The 13327-nt window shown below is 71.1% G+C and carries 10 protein-coding genes; 7 read left to right on the forward strand and 3 right to left on the reverse strand.

Annotation, left to right across the window (positions count from 1 at the left end):
* The first annotated feature begins 1 nt into the window (after window position 1).
* Entirely contained in the window at window positions 2-295 is a 294-nt protein-coding gene (locus CcI49_RS25845; protein WP_054568732.1) for an EthD family reductase, read from the forward strand.
* On the opposite strand, the gene CcI49_RS25850 is transcribed toward CcI49_RS25845, so the two are convergent.
* Window positions 276-3815: a BTAD domain-containing putative transcriptional regulator gene (locus CcI49_RS25850; protein WP_083749717.1), complete on the reverse strand. Its 3540-nt coding sequence runs from the start codon at window positions 3813-3815 to the stop codon at window positions 276-278. The genes CcI49_RS25845 and CcI49_RS25850 overlap by 20 nt on opposite strands.
* Before the next feature lie 152 nt (window positions 3816-3967).
* Window positions 3968-5431 (reverse strand): FAD-binding protein, encoded by a 1464-nt coding sequence (locus tag CcI49_RS25855; protein WP_076830080.1) that lies wholly within the window; start codon window positions 5429-5431, stop codon window positions 3968-3970.
* 410 nt (window positions 5432-5841) lie between these two features.
* Between CcI49_RS25855 and CcI49_RS25860 the strand changes: the two genes are divergently transcribed.
* Window positions 5842-7044 (forward strand): amidohydrolase family protein, encoded by a 1203-nt coding sequence (locus tag CcI49_RS25860; RefSeq protein WP_076830083.1) that lies wholly within the window; start codon window positions 5842-5844, stop codon window positions 7042-7044.
* Between the two features lie 179 nt (window positions 7045-7223).
* Here the strand turns inward: CcI49_RS25860 and CcI49_RS25865 are convergent, their stop codons facing one another.
* On the reverse strand, window positions 7224-8141 hold the full coding sequence (locus tag CcI49_RS25865) for an NADP-dependent oxidoreductase (protein WP_076830086.1): 918 nt from the start codon (window positions 8139-8141) through the stop codon (window positions 7224-7226).
* 984 nt (window positions 8142-9125) lie between these two features.
* Between CcI49_RS25865 and CcI49_RS25870 the strand changes: the two genes are divergently transcribed.
* The 5 genes from CcI49_RS25870 to CcI49_RS44230 all read left to right on the forward strand — a co-directional run bounded on the left by CcI49_RS25870 (window position 9126) and on the right by CcI49_RS44230 (window position 13311).
* Window positions 9126-9716 (forward strand): NAD(P)H-dependent oxidoreductase, encoded by a 591-nt coding sequence (locus tag CcI49_RS25870; RefSeq protein WP_054568727.1) that lies wholly within the window; start codon window positions 9126-9128, stop codon window positions 9714-9716.
* 170 nt (window positions 9717-9886) lie between these two features.
* Window positions 9887-10621 carry a TNT domain-containing protein gene (locus tag CcI49_RS25875; RefSeq protein ID WP_076830089.1) on the forward strand — a complete coding sequence of 245 codons (735 nt, stop codon included), beginning with the start codon at window positions 9887-9889 and terminating at the stop codon, window positions 10619-10621.
* A gap of 256 nt (window positions 10622-10877) precedes the next feature.
* Complete coding sequence (locus CcI49_RS25880) at window positions 10878-11660, forward strand: enoyl-CoA hydratase/isomerase family protein (protein ID WP_054568725.1); 783 nt, start codon at window positions 10878-10880, stop codon at window positions 11658-11660.
* A gap of 11 nt (window positions 11661-11671) precedes the next feature.
* A complete protein-coding gene (locus tag CcI49_RS25885) occupies window positions 11672-12547 on the forward strand; it encodes an SDR family oxidoreductase (protein ID WP_116437499.1) in 876 nt (291 codons plus the stop codon).
* Window positions 12544-13311: a TetR/AcrR family transcriptional regulator gene (locus CcI49_RS44230; RefSeq protein WP_054568724.1), complete on the forward strand. Its 768-nt coding sequence runs from the start codon at window positions 12544-12546 to the stop codon at window positions 13309-13311. Before CcI49_RS25885 ends, CcI49_RS44230 begins: the two co-directional genes overlap by 4 nt.
* The last annotated feature ends 16 nt before the right edge of the window (window positions 13312-13327 follow it).

Consider the following 13327-nt stretch of genomic DNA (forward strand, 5'->3'; position numbering starts at 1 on the left):
CATGCCACAAGCCCGCCTGAGCGTCTTCTACCCGGCCGGTGCCGACGAGACGTTCGACCACGACTACTACCGCGACGTCCACATCCCGCTGTGCGAGAAGCTGTGGAAGCCGGCGGATGTCCGCGTCGACCGGGGAGCCTCCGGCCCGCATGTCGCCGCCGTCCACATCACGTTCTCCTCCCGTGAGGCGCTCGACACGGCGCTGGCCTCGGAGGCGACGGCCCAGATCACCGGCGACGTCAAGAACTACACGACGATCGTCCCGGTCCTGCAGATCAGTGACGTGGTCGTCTGATGGTCGCCTGAAGCGACAGGCCCAGCTCGTCCGCGTCGCTTGCGACGCCGGTCATGCCGCGCCGCGCGGCCTGTTCGGCGAGGTCCCGAAGGCCGGCCTCGTCGACGGGTTCGCCGCACCGGCGGGCGAGCTGGGCGGCTTCAAGCCGAGTGCGTAACACCGCACCCACCCCTCGCGATCGAGTGGCAACCTCCAGCGCGGTCCGCAGGTGTGCACGGGCGGCCGGGATGTCGCCGGTGAGCTCGGCGAGGCGGGCCAGACCCAGTGCGACCGGGCCGGCCATCCCGCACTGGCCCAGGTTGGCGATGTTGCCGGCGATCGGTGCCAACCGCCTGGTCAGCGTCTCGGCGTGCTCGCGCAGCCCGCGGTCGGCGACGGCGTGGGCCAGCAGTGTCAGGCGTCCATGGGTCGTCCAGGTCACCGGCCCGGTCTCGGTGACCGCCGCGGCGAGCAGCTCGTCGGCAGCCGGGTCGTCCCGCGCGGCCGCGATGACCGCGACGGCCCACGGCGGAAGCGGAGCGCCGGAGGCGCGGTCATCCGGCTCGTGCAGGCGGCCCTGCTCCCAGCGCAGCGCCAGCCGGGCGAAGTCGTAGGCGCCGCTCTGATACAGCTCCGTCTCCCGGTGCAACGCGAACGCCTGGTCGTAGGTCCGCTCCGCGGCGGCCAGATCGTCGTCATGCCAGAGCGCGAGGGAGCCCTGCGCCCACCGGAACTGCACCCGGCTGGCCGGGAGCCGGAGCAGGTCGCTGCCGACCGCGCCGAGCCGCGCCTGCTCGGCGGCCGACGGGTCACCCAGCGTGATCTTCGCGAGGTAGCCCAGCCCGTGCGCGATGACCTGGTCGATCTGGGCGGATGAGTGGGGTACCTCCGCCAGCCGGGTGAGCAGCTCGACGGACTCGGTGGCCCGTTCGGCGATGCCGGAGAAGGCGAGTGCACGGCCGAGCAGGGCGTCCGCGAGGCACTCGTCGTCGCCGAGGCGCTCGGCGAGCTCGATCGCCCGGCGGCTGAGCCGGTCGGGAACCGAGCTGTCCGGGTCGTAGGTGCTACCGACCGCGAGGGCCGCCAGAACGCGGATGTGCGCCGCCGGATCAGCGGTGACCAGCGTCTCCAGGCCGGCCAGGCGGGCCAGCAGCGGCGCCGGGTCGTCGCCGTAGGCGGGCCAGGGCCAGCACCCGGTGGTCCGCAGCAGCGCGCTGGCCAGGCGGCCGGCGGAGTCGAGCCGCCCGCGGCGCACCGCGTCGAGCAGTCCGGCGTCGATCAGGTCGAGCAGCGTCTGGCCGCGACCGTGCCGCGCGAGCGCATGCACCTGGGCGACCAGCAGTTCGTCCCGGTCGACGTCGAGATCGCGCGGGCTCTGGTCGACGATGGCGAGCGCCTGGCCCCACCAGCGCGCGGCCGCCTCCGACTGCCAGCGCCGTTCCGCGTCGAGCGCGGCGGCCCGGCAGGCGGCGAGGACGTCCTGGGCCTGGGCCAGTGGCCAGGCGGCCACGAGATGCGCGGCCCGGCGGCTGAGCGTCTCACCGCCCTCGGCCGGGTCGAGCGCCTCGGCGATCCGCAGGTGCAGCCGCTGGCGGCGCAGGCTGGAGAGCCCGGCGACGACCTCGTCGCGCAGCAGCGCATGCGCGAACATGTACCGGCCGGTTCCGGCGGCCGGCACGATCACATGCTCGTCCGAGGCCTCGTCCAGCATGTCGGCGAGCGCGTCGGGGTCCAGCCGAGTCACCTCGCGCAGCAGGCCGATGTCCAGCGTGTCGCCGATGAGCGCGGCGGCGCGCAGCACCTGCAGCACCGCCGGGTCGAGGCCGGCGAGGCGCTGCCCGAGCACCGACCGCACCGCGAGCGGAATGGTGCCCTCGGCCCGCTCCCGCGCGGGCAGGCGGGCGTACTCGCAGACGAAGAACGGGTTCCCGCCGGTCCGCTCGGCAAGCTCGGTGGCCTCGGCGGCGCCGATCTCCTGGCCGCTGACCCGGCACGCGAGCTCCACCACCTCGGCCCTGGTCAGCGGCGGGACGGCGAGCCGGCGCGAGCCGTGCCGGCGGGCCGCCGCGGCGAGCAGCCGGTCGAGTGCGGGCCGGCCGGCGACGTCCCGCGCCGTGACGACCACGCTGATCCCCGGGCGCGGGCCGGCGTCGGCGAGATGGGCCAACAGCCGCAGGGACGCCGGGTCCGCCCAGTGGACGTCCTCGACGACAAGCAGCAGTGGGCTGGTCCGAGCCGCGGCGGTCAGGGCTTCGATGACTCGGTCGTAGACGACGAAGCGGGCGGCGTCCGCGTCGACACCGCTCGGCGGGGTCAGCACGTCGTCCGGCTCCGCGCCGAGCTCGCGCAGCAGCTGGCGGACCGGCCACCACGGAGGAAGCGCCTCGTCGTCGGGGCATCCGGTCCGCACGGGCCGTCCGCCGGCGCGCCGCCAGATCACGGCGGCCTCCTGCGCCAGCCGGCTCTTGCCGATGCCGGCTGGCCCGGTGAGGACGATCCAGCGACCGTCCCCGGCCGCCGCCTCGCCGAGGGCGGAGTCCAGGGCGGAGATCTCATGCTCCCGGCCGACCAGGTCCGCCCGCGCGCCGGAAGCCGTGGTGGTGGTTGTGGCCGTTGCGGTTGCCGCTGCGGTTGGTGTTGGCGCGGTCGGCGTGATCACGGTCCGCGCCGTCGTGGTCGCGGGCGCGGTGGCCGCGGGCGCGGTGGGCGCGGTGGGCGCGGGCGCGATCGTGGTCACGAGTGCGGCCGGTGCGGTCGGTGCCTGGTTGGGCCAGAAATCGAGGGCGGGGTCCTGGCGCAGAATGGCGCCCTGCAGGTCGCGCAGGGCCGGGCTGACATCCAGGCCGAGATCCTCGTCCAGCCGGCGAGCGTGCTCGCCGAACGCCTCCAGCGCCTCCGCCGGCCGCCCGGCCCGGTAGAGAGCGATCATGTGTAGCCGGCAGGCACCCTCCGAACCGGGGGTGTCGAGCAGTAGCTGGCGCGATCGTGGCGCGGCCGCGGCCACCCGGCCGAGGCCGAGCAGCGCCACCACCGCGTTCTGCTCGCACTGCGACCAGCGCTCCGCGACCGTGTCCGCCGAGCGCCGGACCCACGGCTCGTCGGTGAACTCGGCGAGAAGCGGACCCCGGCGCAGTGCGGTGGCACGGTCGGCGGCCTCCAGCGCGCGTTGCCAGTCGCCGGCGTCGACGGCGGCCTGCGCCTGGCCGCAGGCCCGCTCGAACAGCCACAGGTCCACCTCGTCCACGGGGACGTCCATCAGGTAGCCGGGCGTGCGGCGCACGATGGGTGAGGTGGCGTGCTCGTCGTCCCGCAACAGCCGCCGCAGGTTCGAGACGTGGGCCTGCAGGCTCGCGAGCATGCTCGGCGGGTGATCGTCGCCCCAGGCCGCGTCGGCCAAGCGGTCCACGGAGACCACCCGGCCGGCGTTCAGCAACAGCGCGGCGAGGACCGCCCGCTGCTTGGGCCCGCCGAACGAGACCGGGCCACCCTCGCGGATGACCTCGATCGGCCCGAACAGGCGGTAGGACGGCACAGCTCTCATGATGCCGTCGGCCCAGGTCACGCACGGTGGAACGACCAGTCGGCTTCAGGACGGCCGGTCGTCCGGTCGGCTTCGGGACTGCCCGCCGGTCGGTCGGCTTGAGGACCGTGCGCCGTCCCGTCGGTTGAGGGCTGCCCGCCGGCCTGTCGGGCTCAGGACTGGACCAGCCCCGCGGCGGCGCGGACCGCGTGGGAGGCGACCATGCGCGCATGCGGGTCGTAGCTCGCGGTGAGGGTGGCGAGCCGGGCCAGTGTCGCCGGGTCGTACTGACGGGCGACGATCGCGGGGTCCGAGCTGGCACCGAAGTTCGGCGTCGAGCCACCGTGAGACCACGGGGCGACAGCGGCGATGACCGCGGCGGCGTGTCCCGCGGTGGCCTCGATGATCGGCGGCGCGGCGATGCCGATGGTCAGCAGCGAGTAGGCGGCATCCCGGTGGCAGACGGCACTCGGCTCCCGCGGCGGGCGCGCGAACGCGCCGCCGAGCAGCCGCAGCTCCACGATCACCTGGGGGCACTCGGCCTGCGGGCCGGCCACCGCCAGCAGGGTCTGCACCGCCTGCTCCGGCAGCTCCCGCAACAGCACACCACGCTCGTGGGTCGGCATCGGGTCGACCGGGTCAGAATGGATCATTCCCAGGGCGTTGAACGGGAGCACGTCAAGCCCACCGAAGATCACGGGTGCGACCCCACTGATGGCCTCGGCGACCCGGGCGCCCTCGGCCGGGTCGCCGACCCAGGCGAAGCGGACCGCGACGGTGCATCGGCCGGCCAGCGGCGGGGGCACCGCCGGCATCGCCGGAAGGCGCAGGAGCGCGAGTGACGTGGACGCCTGCTCCGGCAGCGACGCCGTCCAGGCCCGCCACGCCTCGACGACCCGCTCCGCGTCGGCACCGTCGAAGTAGAGGCAGCCGCCGTAGATCCGCGGGACGTCCAGCAGCTCGAACTCGACGGCGGTGACCACGCCGAGCGCGCCCTTGCCGCCGCGCAGCGCCCAGAACAGGGCGGAGTTCTCCGTCGCGGTGGCCCGGCGCAGCTCACCGTCACCGGCGACGACGTCGAAGGCGGTCACCAGATCATTGGCGAAGCCGAAGCTGCGGCCGACCGGGGAGAGCCCGCCGCCGGTGAGGTAGCCGACGACGCCGACGTTCGGTGAGGAGCCGGCCAGCGCGCCGAACCCGTGCCCGGCGGCCGCGTCGAGGACCTGCTGCCAGCGCACACCGGCGCCGACCCGGATCCGCCGGGTGACCGGGTTGATGACGATCTCCAGCAGGCGGCCGGTGTGCACGAGCAGCGTGGGGCGGCTGCGGTCGAGCAGCTCGAGTGCGCCGTGCCCGGTGGATCGCACCTCGATGTTCAGGTCGTGCGTGTTGGCGAAGTCCACGGCGGCGACCACATCGGCCGCGTCGGAGGCGATGACGACCGCCGCCGGCGTGGACACGACCGCGACGTTCCACGGTGTGGCGGCCTGGGTGTAGGCGTTGCTGCCGGGCAGGGCGACCTCCCCGCGGACCACGGCCGCGAGGTCGGCCAGGGGCAGTCCCAGGGCCAGGCCCTCGGTCACGTCGTGAACGTGGGGCAGGTCGTGGGACGAGTAGTCGGGCGTGAGCGTGGACATGACGCCTCCGTCTGGCGGGGTGGGTGCCGGGCTGGACGGGAATCAGCGTGTGGTCCGGCGCTTGGGCCTTTCCTGCGGCTGCCTGAGAGGCGCTTGCGGCCAGCCGAGACGGCGCTTGCGGACTTGCGGCCGGCCGCCACGCCACTTGCGACCGGCCAGGGAGGTGTTCGCGGCCGGCCGGGTGTCCGCGATCCGTGCGCTGCCGCTCGGCCCCGGCGTCGTCTCCGCGGCGCCGTCCGCGCAGGTCAAGCGATTTTGACGTCGAAGTCAATAAGTGTTAGCGTGAGACAACATCGAGAAATGATGTTCTGGGGTGGGCGCATCCATCCCACGGAGGCCTCGCCGGGGGAGTCCTGTGACTGCCTCACGGCGTCGAGCCGGTGCCGGTCAGCCGGCGTACGGAGGTAGTCATGCCCAGGTCGGACGTCGACTTCCCTGTCTTCGACGCGGACAACCACATGTACGAGACAGTGGACGCCTTCACGAAGTACCTGCCGAAGGAACATGAAGGCCTGATCAAGTACGTGCAGGTGAACGGGCGGGACAAGATCGCGGTTCGGGGTGTGATCTCCGAGTACATCCCCAACCCGACGTTCAATGTCGTGGCGCGGCCGGGTGCCTGGGAGGACTACTTCAAGAACGGCAACCCGGAGGGAAAGTCGACCCGGGAGCTCATGGGCAAGCCGATTCGCTCGCCCGAGGCCTTCTTCGCGCCGGAGCCCCGGCTCAAGCTGATGAACGAGCTCGGCCTGGACCGCGCCATCATGTGGCCGACGCTGGCGAGCCTGCTGGAGGACCGGCTGCGGGACGACCCGCGGGCCACCCACATCGTCGTCCACGCGCTGAACCAGTGGATGCACGAGCAGTGGACCTTCAACTACGAGAACCGCATCTTCGCGACTCCCGTGATCACGCTGCCGATCGTCAGTGAGGCGATCAAGGAGCTTGAGTGGATCGTCGAGCGGGGCGCCAAGATCATCCTGATCCGTCCGGCGCCGGTGCCCGGCTTCGAGGGCTTCCGCTCGTTCGCGCTGCCCGAGTTCGACCCGTTCTGGAAGAAGGTCGTCGAGGCCGACATCACCGTCGGCCTGCACTCGTCCGATGACGGCCTGACCCGGTACTACAACATGTGGGAGGGCCGGCAGGACGGCGAGCACCTGCCGTTCGCCACGCCGAGCGCCTTCACCGACATCATGCACAAGCAGCACCGGGGCATCTTCGACACGGTGACCTCGCTGATCGGGCACGGGCTGCTCACCCGCTTCCCCCAGCTGCGGATCCTGCCGGTCGAGAACGGGTCGGGCTGGGTCCGGCCGTTCATCGAGGCCGCCGGCGAGTCCTACGCCAAGAGCCCCAAGCTCTACGACGAGGACCCGATCGAGGTGCTCAAGCGCAACATCTGGATCCACCCGTTCTTCGAGGAGAACACGAAGTACCTCATCGACCTCGTCGGCGTCGACCGGGTCGTGTTCGGATCCGACTACCCGCACGCCGAGGGCCTGTCCGACCCGCTCTCCTACATGGACGACCTTGAGGGCCTGTCCAGGGAGGACAAGGCCAAGATCATGGGCGGCAACCTCGCCACGGCGCTGAAGCTTCCCGCCACCGTCTGAGCAGCCGTTCTCTGAAAGTCTGTTCTCCGCACGAAGCCTGTCGCCCCGGCCGGACAACGAGGTCCGCCGGGGCGGCAGGCTTTCGTCCGCCGCCCACCAGCAGGGCTCAGGCCAGCCCATGACGTCCTAAGCCAGCTACAGAACGTTCCTCAGCCAGCTTCAGGACGGCTCAGGACGGCTCAGGACGGCAGCGTCAGCACGACCTTGCCCCGGCCGTGCCCGGTCCCGACCTCGCGGTGGGCGTCCGCGGCCTGCTCCAGGGGATAGGCACGGCGCAGCTCGACCCGCAGCCGCCCGTCGGCGTACAGCTCGACCAGGTCGGTGAGCCGGGCCGCTGACCGCCGGCTGCCCAGCCACCGCACGCCCAGCTCCTGGACGAGGTCGAAGGCCACGATCGTCCCGATCCGGTCCCGGTCCTCGACGAGCGCCACCGCGGCGCGCAGACCGTCGGCGCCGGCCGCGTCCAGGCTCGCGTCGACGCCGCCGGGCGCGACCGCCCGGACCCGTTCGACCAGACCGTTGCCGTAGGCGACCGGGATCGCCCCCAGGGCGCGCAGGTAGTCGTGGTTGGCCGGGCTGGCCGTCCCGATCACCGTCGCACCGGCGAGCCTGGCGAGCTGCACCGCCACGGTGCCGACCGCGCCGGCGGCCGCGTGGATGAGCACCGTGTCACCGGCGGTGACACGCAGGTCCTCGATCGCGGTGTGGGCGGTCTGCCCGGCGCCGGACAGCCCGCCCGCGATCTCCCAGGGCAGCTCCGCCGGCCTGCGGACGACCTGGCTGGCCGGGGCGACCACCTGCTCCGCGTAGCAGTTCAGGACGCGGAATCCGAGCACCTCGTCCCCGGCGGCGATGTCCGTGACGTCGGACCCGACCTCGTCGACGACTCCGGCGAACTCGTTGCCGGGCACCATCGGGCCCGCCGTCGCCTCGACACCCATCGGCATCCGCCCCTGGCGGACCGACAGGTCGACGGGCTGGACCCCGGCCGCCCGCACCCGGACCCGGACCTCGCCGGCGCCGGGCTCCGGCGAGGGCAGATCCATCACCTGCAGCACCTCGGGTGGACCGGGAGTAACGAACGCGGCAGCCTTCACTGGGCCTTCTCCATCTCACGGTGCATGGTCAGGGGTGCGGCAGGTTCGAGCCGACGACGGAAAAAGCTCATCGCCCGCCAACACCTTCCGATTCGGTCGGGCCGTTCGGTCGGGCCGGCATCGCGGGCACAAGGAGGCGCCATGCCGGTGCGGGACAGCCTGCCGGTTGAAGTGAGGTTGAGGTCAAGAGCTGGTCAAGAGCCGTTGCGGGGCGACGTCCAGGCGACGGTGAGCAGGCGACGGAGGGCGCAACGGCGTAACGGCTCAACAGCGCAAGATCGCTAGTTGGTGCGGGGAGGTTCGCACTCCACGAACGCGGCCGGACTCCCGGACCGCCGGACTCCCGGACTGCCGGACCCCCAGTAGCCCGGTGGCGCCGGTGGTCCGGTTTGGTGAGTCGCAAGAGTGAAGGATTTTGGTCGTTCCAACGACCGAAATCCGCACTTCTTGCGGGATGTCAGGCGAGCATGCACCCCATTTGTCTCTCTTGAGGTGAATCGCTGGTGCTCTGTGGCCCGTGCGGGATCATCGATTGGTGGCCGTGCGGGCGGAATCCACGTTCCGTCAGGCGCGACTCCGCCAAGCCCAGGCTGGTGGCCCGGATCCGCCGCTCCTCAGGACCCTTTCACCGGCTCCCTGACGACCACGATCCTCAGCTCCTGCCCGGCAGAGCCGCGGCTTCGGGTCGCCGCACGATGCCGGTGCTCGTGTGTGCTTGTCGTGCTCCTGCCGTTGCTCATGGATCGGTACTGGCTGTCCCGCTGTGGCAGGGCGACCGGCTCGACGTCACGGTGAAGGCGCGGAAGCGGCACAGGGTACATCAGAATCCCGCCCTCTGGCAGCCTCACCCGTGCTGGACGGAACTGGACAGCACTTTCTGCGGTTTCCGGGTGTTGGAGCTTGACCTCAACTCGACTTGAGGTTCTAGGTTTTTGGACCAGACCCCGACGAATGCGGGGCCAGCGAGATGCGGGGATTGTTCTCATGACCAGTGCGCCAGCACAGCCGGTAAACCTGACCGTCATCATCGGAAGCAACCGGGTGGGGCGTTTCGCCCCGGTCGTGGCGCAGTGGTTCCTGCGTCAGGCCGCCGGCGACGAATCGATGACGACAACCGTCCTAGACCTGGGTGAGACCAGCCTGCCGGAGCGGCTGGGATCCCCGCGCGGAGCGGAAACCGACGAGCTGACGGCGGTGACCCGGCAGCTCGACGCCGCGGATGCCTACGTCGTCATCACCCCTGAGTACAACCACAGCTTCCCGGCCCCACTGAAGAATCTCGTCGACCTGCACTACACCGAATGGCAGGCGAAGCCGGTGGGGTTCGTCTCCTACGGCGGGCTGTCCGGCGGCCTGCGCGCCGTGGAGCACCTGCGTCAGATTTTCGCGGAGCTGCACGCGGTCACCATTCGCGATGTGGTCAGCTTCCACGGGGCCTGGGAGCGCTTCGACTCGGATGGATCTCCGCGAGACGCCGAAGGCGCCAGCACGGCGGCCCGGACGATGCTCGACGAGCTGCGGTGGTGGGCGACCGCGCTGAAGGAGGCCCGAAGCCGGACCCCGTACAAGTTCTGACCGCGCCTTCGACCGCCCGGTGATCCGGTACCCGAACCGGTTCCCGATCCGGCGCCCGTAAGAGGCGACACGCGGCGCAGTACCGCAACCCGGCCGTGTCCGCGAAAGCCCAGATCGGCTGGCTACTCTCCGTGGCCGCATATTGATTCCAGAAGCCACGGGAGAAGCAGGTGTTCTTTCGCAGAACGCTCATGTCGTTGGTCGCCGGCGGGCTGTTGTTCGCGGCTTCGGCGCAGGGCGCGGCGGATGCCGCCACCAAGCCCCTGATCAAGCCCCTCAACCAGTGTTCGAAGGCCGATCTGCGGAACGATCTCCGTCTCGGCCCGACCAAACTACCGTTCTTCGGGTCGGTGGCGAAGGAGCTCGACGGCTACGAACGTACCGGAGGGCATTCGATCCAGCAGTTCCTCGGTACCTGGTGGGATCCGTCGCTACCCTCCAAGCCCTATTTCCCTGGAATTGATGGATTCTGGGTCTACCCGCCGCAGGATGGTTACTATCTCAGGCCCGACGGAACGCAGGTCCGGACTACGACGACCTTGGTTCCAGGTCAGTTGATCGACCGTTTCGGCCTGCCAAGCGGCAGTTTTCTCTCCCCACGTGGAACCGACTACGACGCACGATCGCTCCCGCCGTCGAATCTCGATGACACCACCAACCCGGGTGGGTGCAACTATCACGTCTACCAGGTGCTGAAGCCGTTCGACGTCTATTCCGGCCCGATCCGTCCATGGTTCGACCAGCCCGGGAACGGCCTGCAGTACCAGACGGTCTGCGCTCTCATCCCAGAATTCTCGGGAGGGGAAAAATGTGTGGAGACGGGGGGGATCAACCTGCGCGTTCAGTATCTCGTCGACGCGCACTACCTCGTCGAGGTGCCGGTCGTGGACCGGCGCATCCTCTAGCCGGCTCCTGAGCCGACATCCCTGACGGAGCGCCGGTGGGCCGGCGCCGGCGAACCGACAGCGCGGCTTCGGTTCGCCGGCGCCGGCCTGTCGCCGTCCAGCGTCCCGCAACCGGGTCTGCCGGGCGCTCCTGGTCCGCCGGGCCGCTCCGGATGGCTCCGGATGGTCCGAACGAAGGTGGAAAAGCGGCGTTCTCTGCGCTAAAGTGCCGTTCTGATCATCCAGAACGTCATTTTGATCAAGCTGAGGACGGTGCATGGCCGACGCGCGGGTGCGGCTCGACATCGACGGTCCGGTCGCAGTGATCACCAACGACAACCCGTCGAAGCACAATGCCTTCGACGACGAGATGGATCTCGCCCTGTTCGAGATCCTCGGCGAGCTGAAAGCCCGGCGGGACGTGCGCGCCGTGGTGTGGCGGGCCGAGGGGAAGTCCTTCTCCTCCGGCCGCGACGTCGGTGCCCTCGGCGGCGGAGCCGTCGAGATCAGCCATCACGACCTGATGAAACGCGGCCACCGCGGCATCCTGCAGATCCTCGACCTCGAGGCGCCGGTCATCGTCGCCATGAAGGGCTGGTCGATCGGCGCGTCGTTCCAGCGGGCGCTGATCTGTGACATCCGGGTAGCAGCGGAAGGCGCCCGGTTCATGCTGCCCGAGGTCGGCCACGGCGTCATTCCCGACACCGGCGGAATGGCGCGGCTGTTCCAGATGTGCGGCCACGGCGTGGTCAGCGACCTGGTGCTCACCGGGCGGCCGATGGACGCCGCCGAGGCCCTGGCGCACGGCGTCGTGTCCCGGGTGGTTCCGGCGGACCAGCTCGACAGCACCGTGATGGAGATGGCGGCGAAGATCGCCGCAGCGCCGACCGTGACCGTGAACATGGCACGGCGGGTGATCCGTCACCTGTCGGAACCCGCGCTGCGCTCGTCGATGGCGGACGAGTTGATCTACCAGACGTTCGTCAGCAGGTCGGACGACCTGGCCGAGATGAGACAGGCGCGCGCCGAGGACCGGGCACCGCGCTACACCGGGAGCTGACAGCCTTGACCATGACCATCGGCCTGCCCGAACCACCGGCCCCCGGAGCGACCGCGCTGCCGCCGGGTACCTTCGCCGGAGTAGCGGTGGTGATCACCGGCGGCGGCACCGGGCTCGGGCGCGCCATCGCCACCGAGTTCGCCCGGCTCGGCGCCGACATCGTCCTCGGCAGCCGCAAGGACGCGCACCTCGAGGCCGGCCGGGCGGCGATGGAGGAGCTCGGAGCCCGCGTGCTGGCCGTCAACTGCGACATCCGGGACCCGGAGCAGATCGCGGGGCTGTTCACCGCCGCACAGGAGGAGTTCGGCCTGCCGGGCGTGCTGGTGAACAACGCCGCCGCGAACTTCCCCGTCCCGGCCGAGGAGATGTCGCCCAACGCCTGGCGCACCGTCGTCGACATCACCCTCAACGGCACGTTCTTCTGCGCCCGTGAGTTCGCGCGGCGCCATCTGGCGGCCGGCACGCCGGGATCAGTCATCAACATCGGCGCGTCCTACGCCTGGACCGGGGGGCCGGGGTTCGCGCATTCGGCCGCGGCGAAGGCCGGGGTGAAGAACATGGTCGAGACCCTCGCCGTCGAATGGTCGCCGTACGGGATACAGGTCAACGGGCTGGTGCCCGGCATGTTCCCGCATGAGGATCAGACGGCGGACATCAAGGGCAACCTCGCCCGCAGCTCCGACAAGGACGCGGCCCAGCCCGCGTTGCGGGTCGGGCGCCTGCGGGAGCTCGGCTGGGCCGCCACCTTCCTGGCCTCGCCCTACGCGCGTTTCATCTCCGGCCACACGCTTGTCGTCGACGGGGCCAACTGGCAGCGGCGATCGCTCACCAACCCGGCCGTGGTCACCGTCCGGGATCAGATGGGCCGCGGCCCCTTCGCACCGTGACAGCGCCGCATAACGTCCCGCCGCCGAACGTCTCGCCCCCGGAGCTCCCGCCACGGGGGGTCGAGCGGGCGCTCGCCCGTCAGCGGCACCGCTACGAGGACGAGGTCGAGCGCCTCATCGACGCGACCTTCCGGGTCATGCGCGAACGCGACACCGCCAATCCGTCCGTCAGCGACATCCTGGCGGCCTCGGGTCTGTCGACGACCGCGTTCTACCGCCATTTCCCGACCAAGGACGACCTGCTGCTCACGCTCCTCGAACGCGCGCACGACATCACCAGGCGGCACATCGAGGAGCGGCTGGCCGCCGAGAGCGACCCGGTCCAGCGGATCGCCGAGTGGGTGCGGGCGATGTTCGACCTGCTGCGCACGGACGACCTGGTGGTGGCGAACCGGCCGTTTCTGCTGGCTCATCCCAGGCTGCTCGAGCGGTTCCCGGCGGAGCTCGGCGCCTGGTTCGACGCCCTGATGGCACCGCTGGCGACGGCGATCGCCGACGCGAGGCGAGCGGCACCCGGGGCGCCCACCCTGCCGGCAGCACCCACCCTGCCGCCAGCGCCCACGCCGTCGGCGGCACCCACACTGCCGGACGTGCCCGGGCCTGACGCCGCGGTGGACGCGCGCCTGGCGATGCAGCACGTCTTCGGCATCCTCGTCGATCACGCGGCGCTGCGGCGCCGGCTGGAGGCGCGGACGGTGGATTCGGTGATCTCCTACACCTGGCGTGCCGTTCTCGCCGCCGGCCCGGCGACTCCATCCTCGTGACGAGCTAGGGGCGCGC

Origin of the sequence: Frankia sp. CcI49, from assembly GCF_001983215.1 — a bacterium.
GTDB lineage: Bacteria > Actinomycetota > Actinomycetes > Frankiales > Frankiaceae > Parafrankia > Parafrankia irregularis.

Coding starts and splice junctions, on each gene's coding strand:
- CcI49_RS25845 (WP_054568732.1), top strand. CDS start 2: ATGCCACAAGCCCGCCTGAGCGTCTTCTACCCGGCCGGTGCCGACGAG.
- CcI49_RS25850 (WP_083749717.1), bottom strand. CDS start 3,815: ATGAGAGCTGTGCCGTCCTACCGCCTGTTCGGGCCGATCGAGGTCATC.
- CcI49_RS25855 (WP_076830080.1), bottom strand. CDS start 5,431: ATGTCCACGCTCACGCCCGACTACTCGTCCCACGACCTGCCCCACGTT.
- CcI49_RS25860 (WP_076830083.1), top strand. CDS start 5,842: ATGCCCAGGTCGGACGTCGACTTCCCTGTCTTCGACGCGGACAACCAC.
- CcI49_RS25870 (WP_054568727.1), top strand. CDS start 9,126: ATGACCAGTGCGCCAGCACAGCCGGTAAACCTGACCGTCATCATCGGA.
- CcI49_RS25880 (WP_054568725.1), top strand. CDS start 10,878: ATGGCCGACGCGCGGGTGCGGCTCGACATCGACGGTCCGGTCGCAGTG.
- CcI49_RS25885 (WP_116437499.1), top strand. CDS start 11,672: ATGACCATCGGCCTGCCCGAACCACCGGCCCCCGGAGCGACCGCGCTG.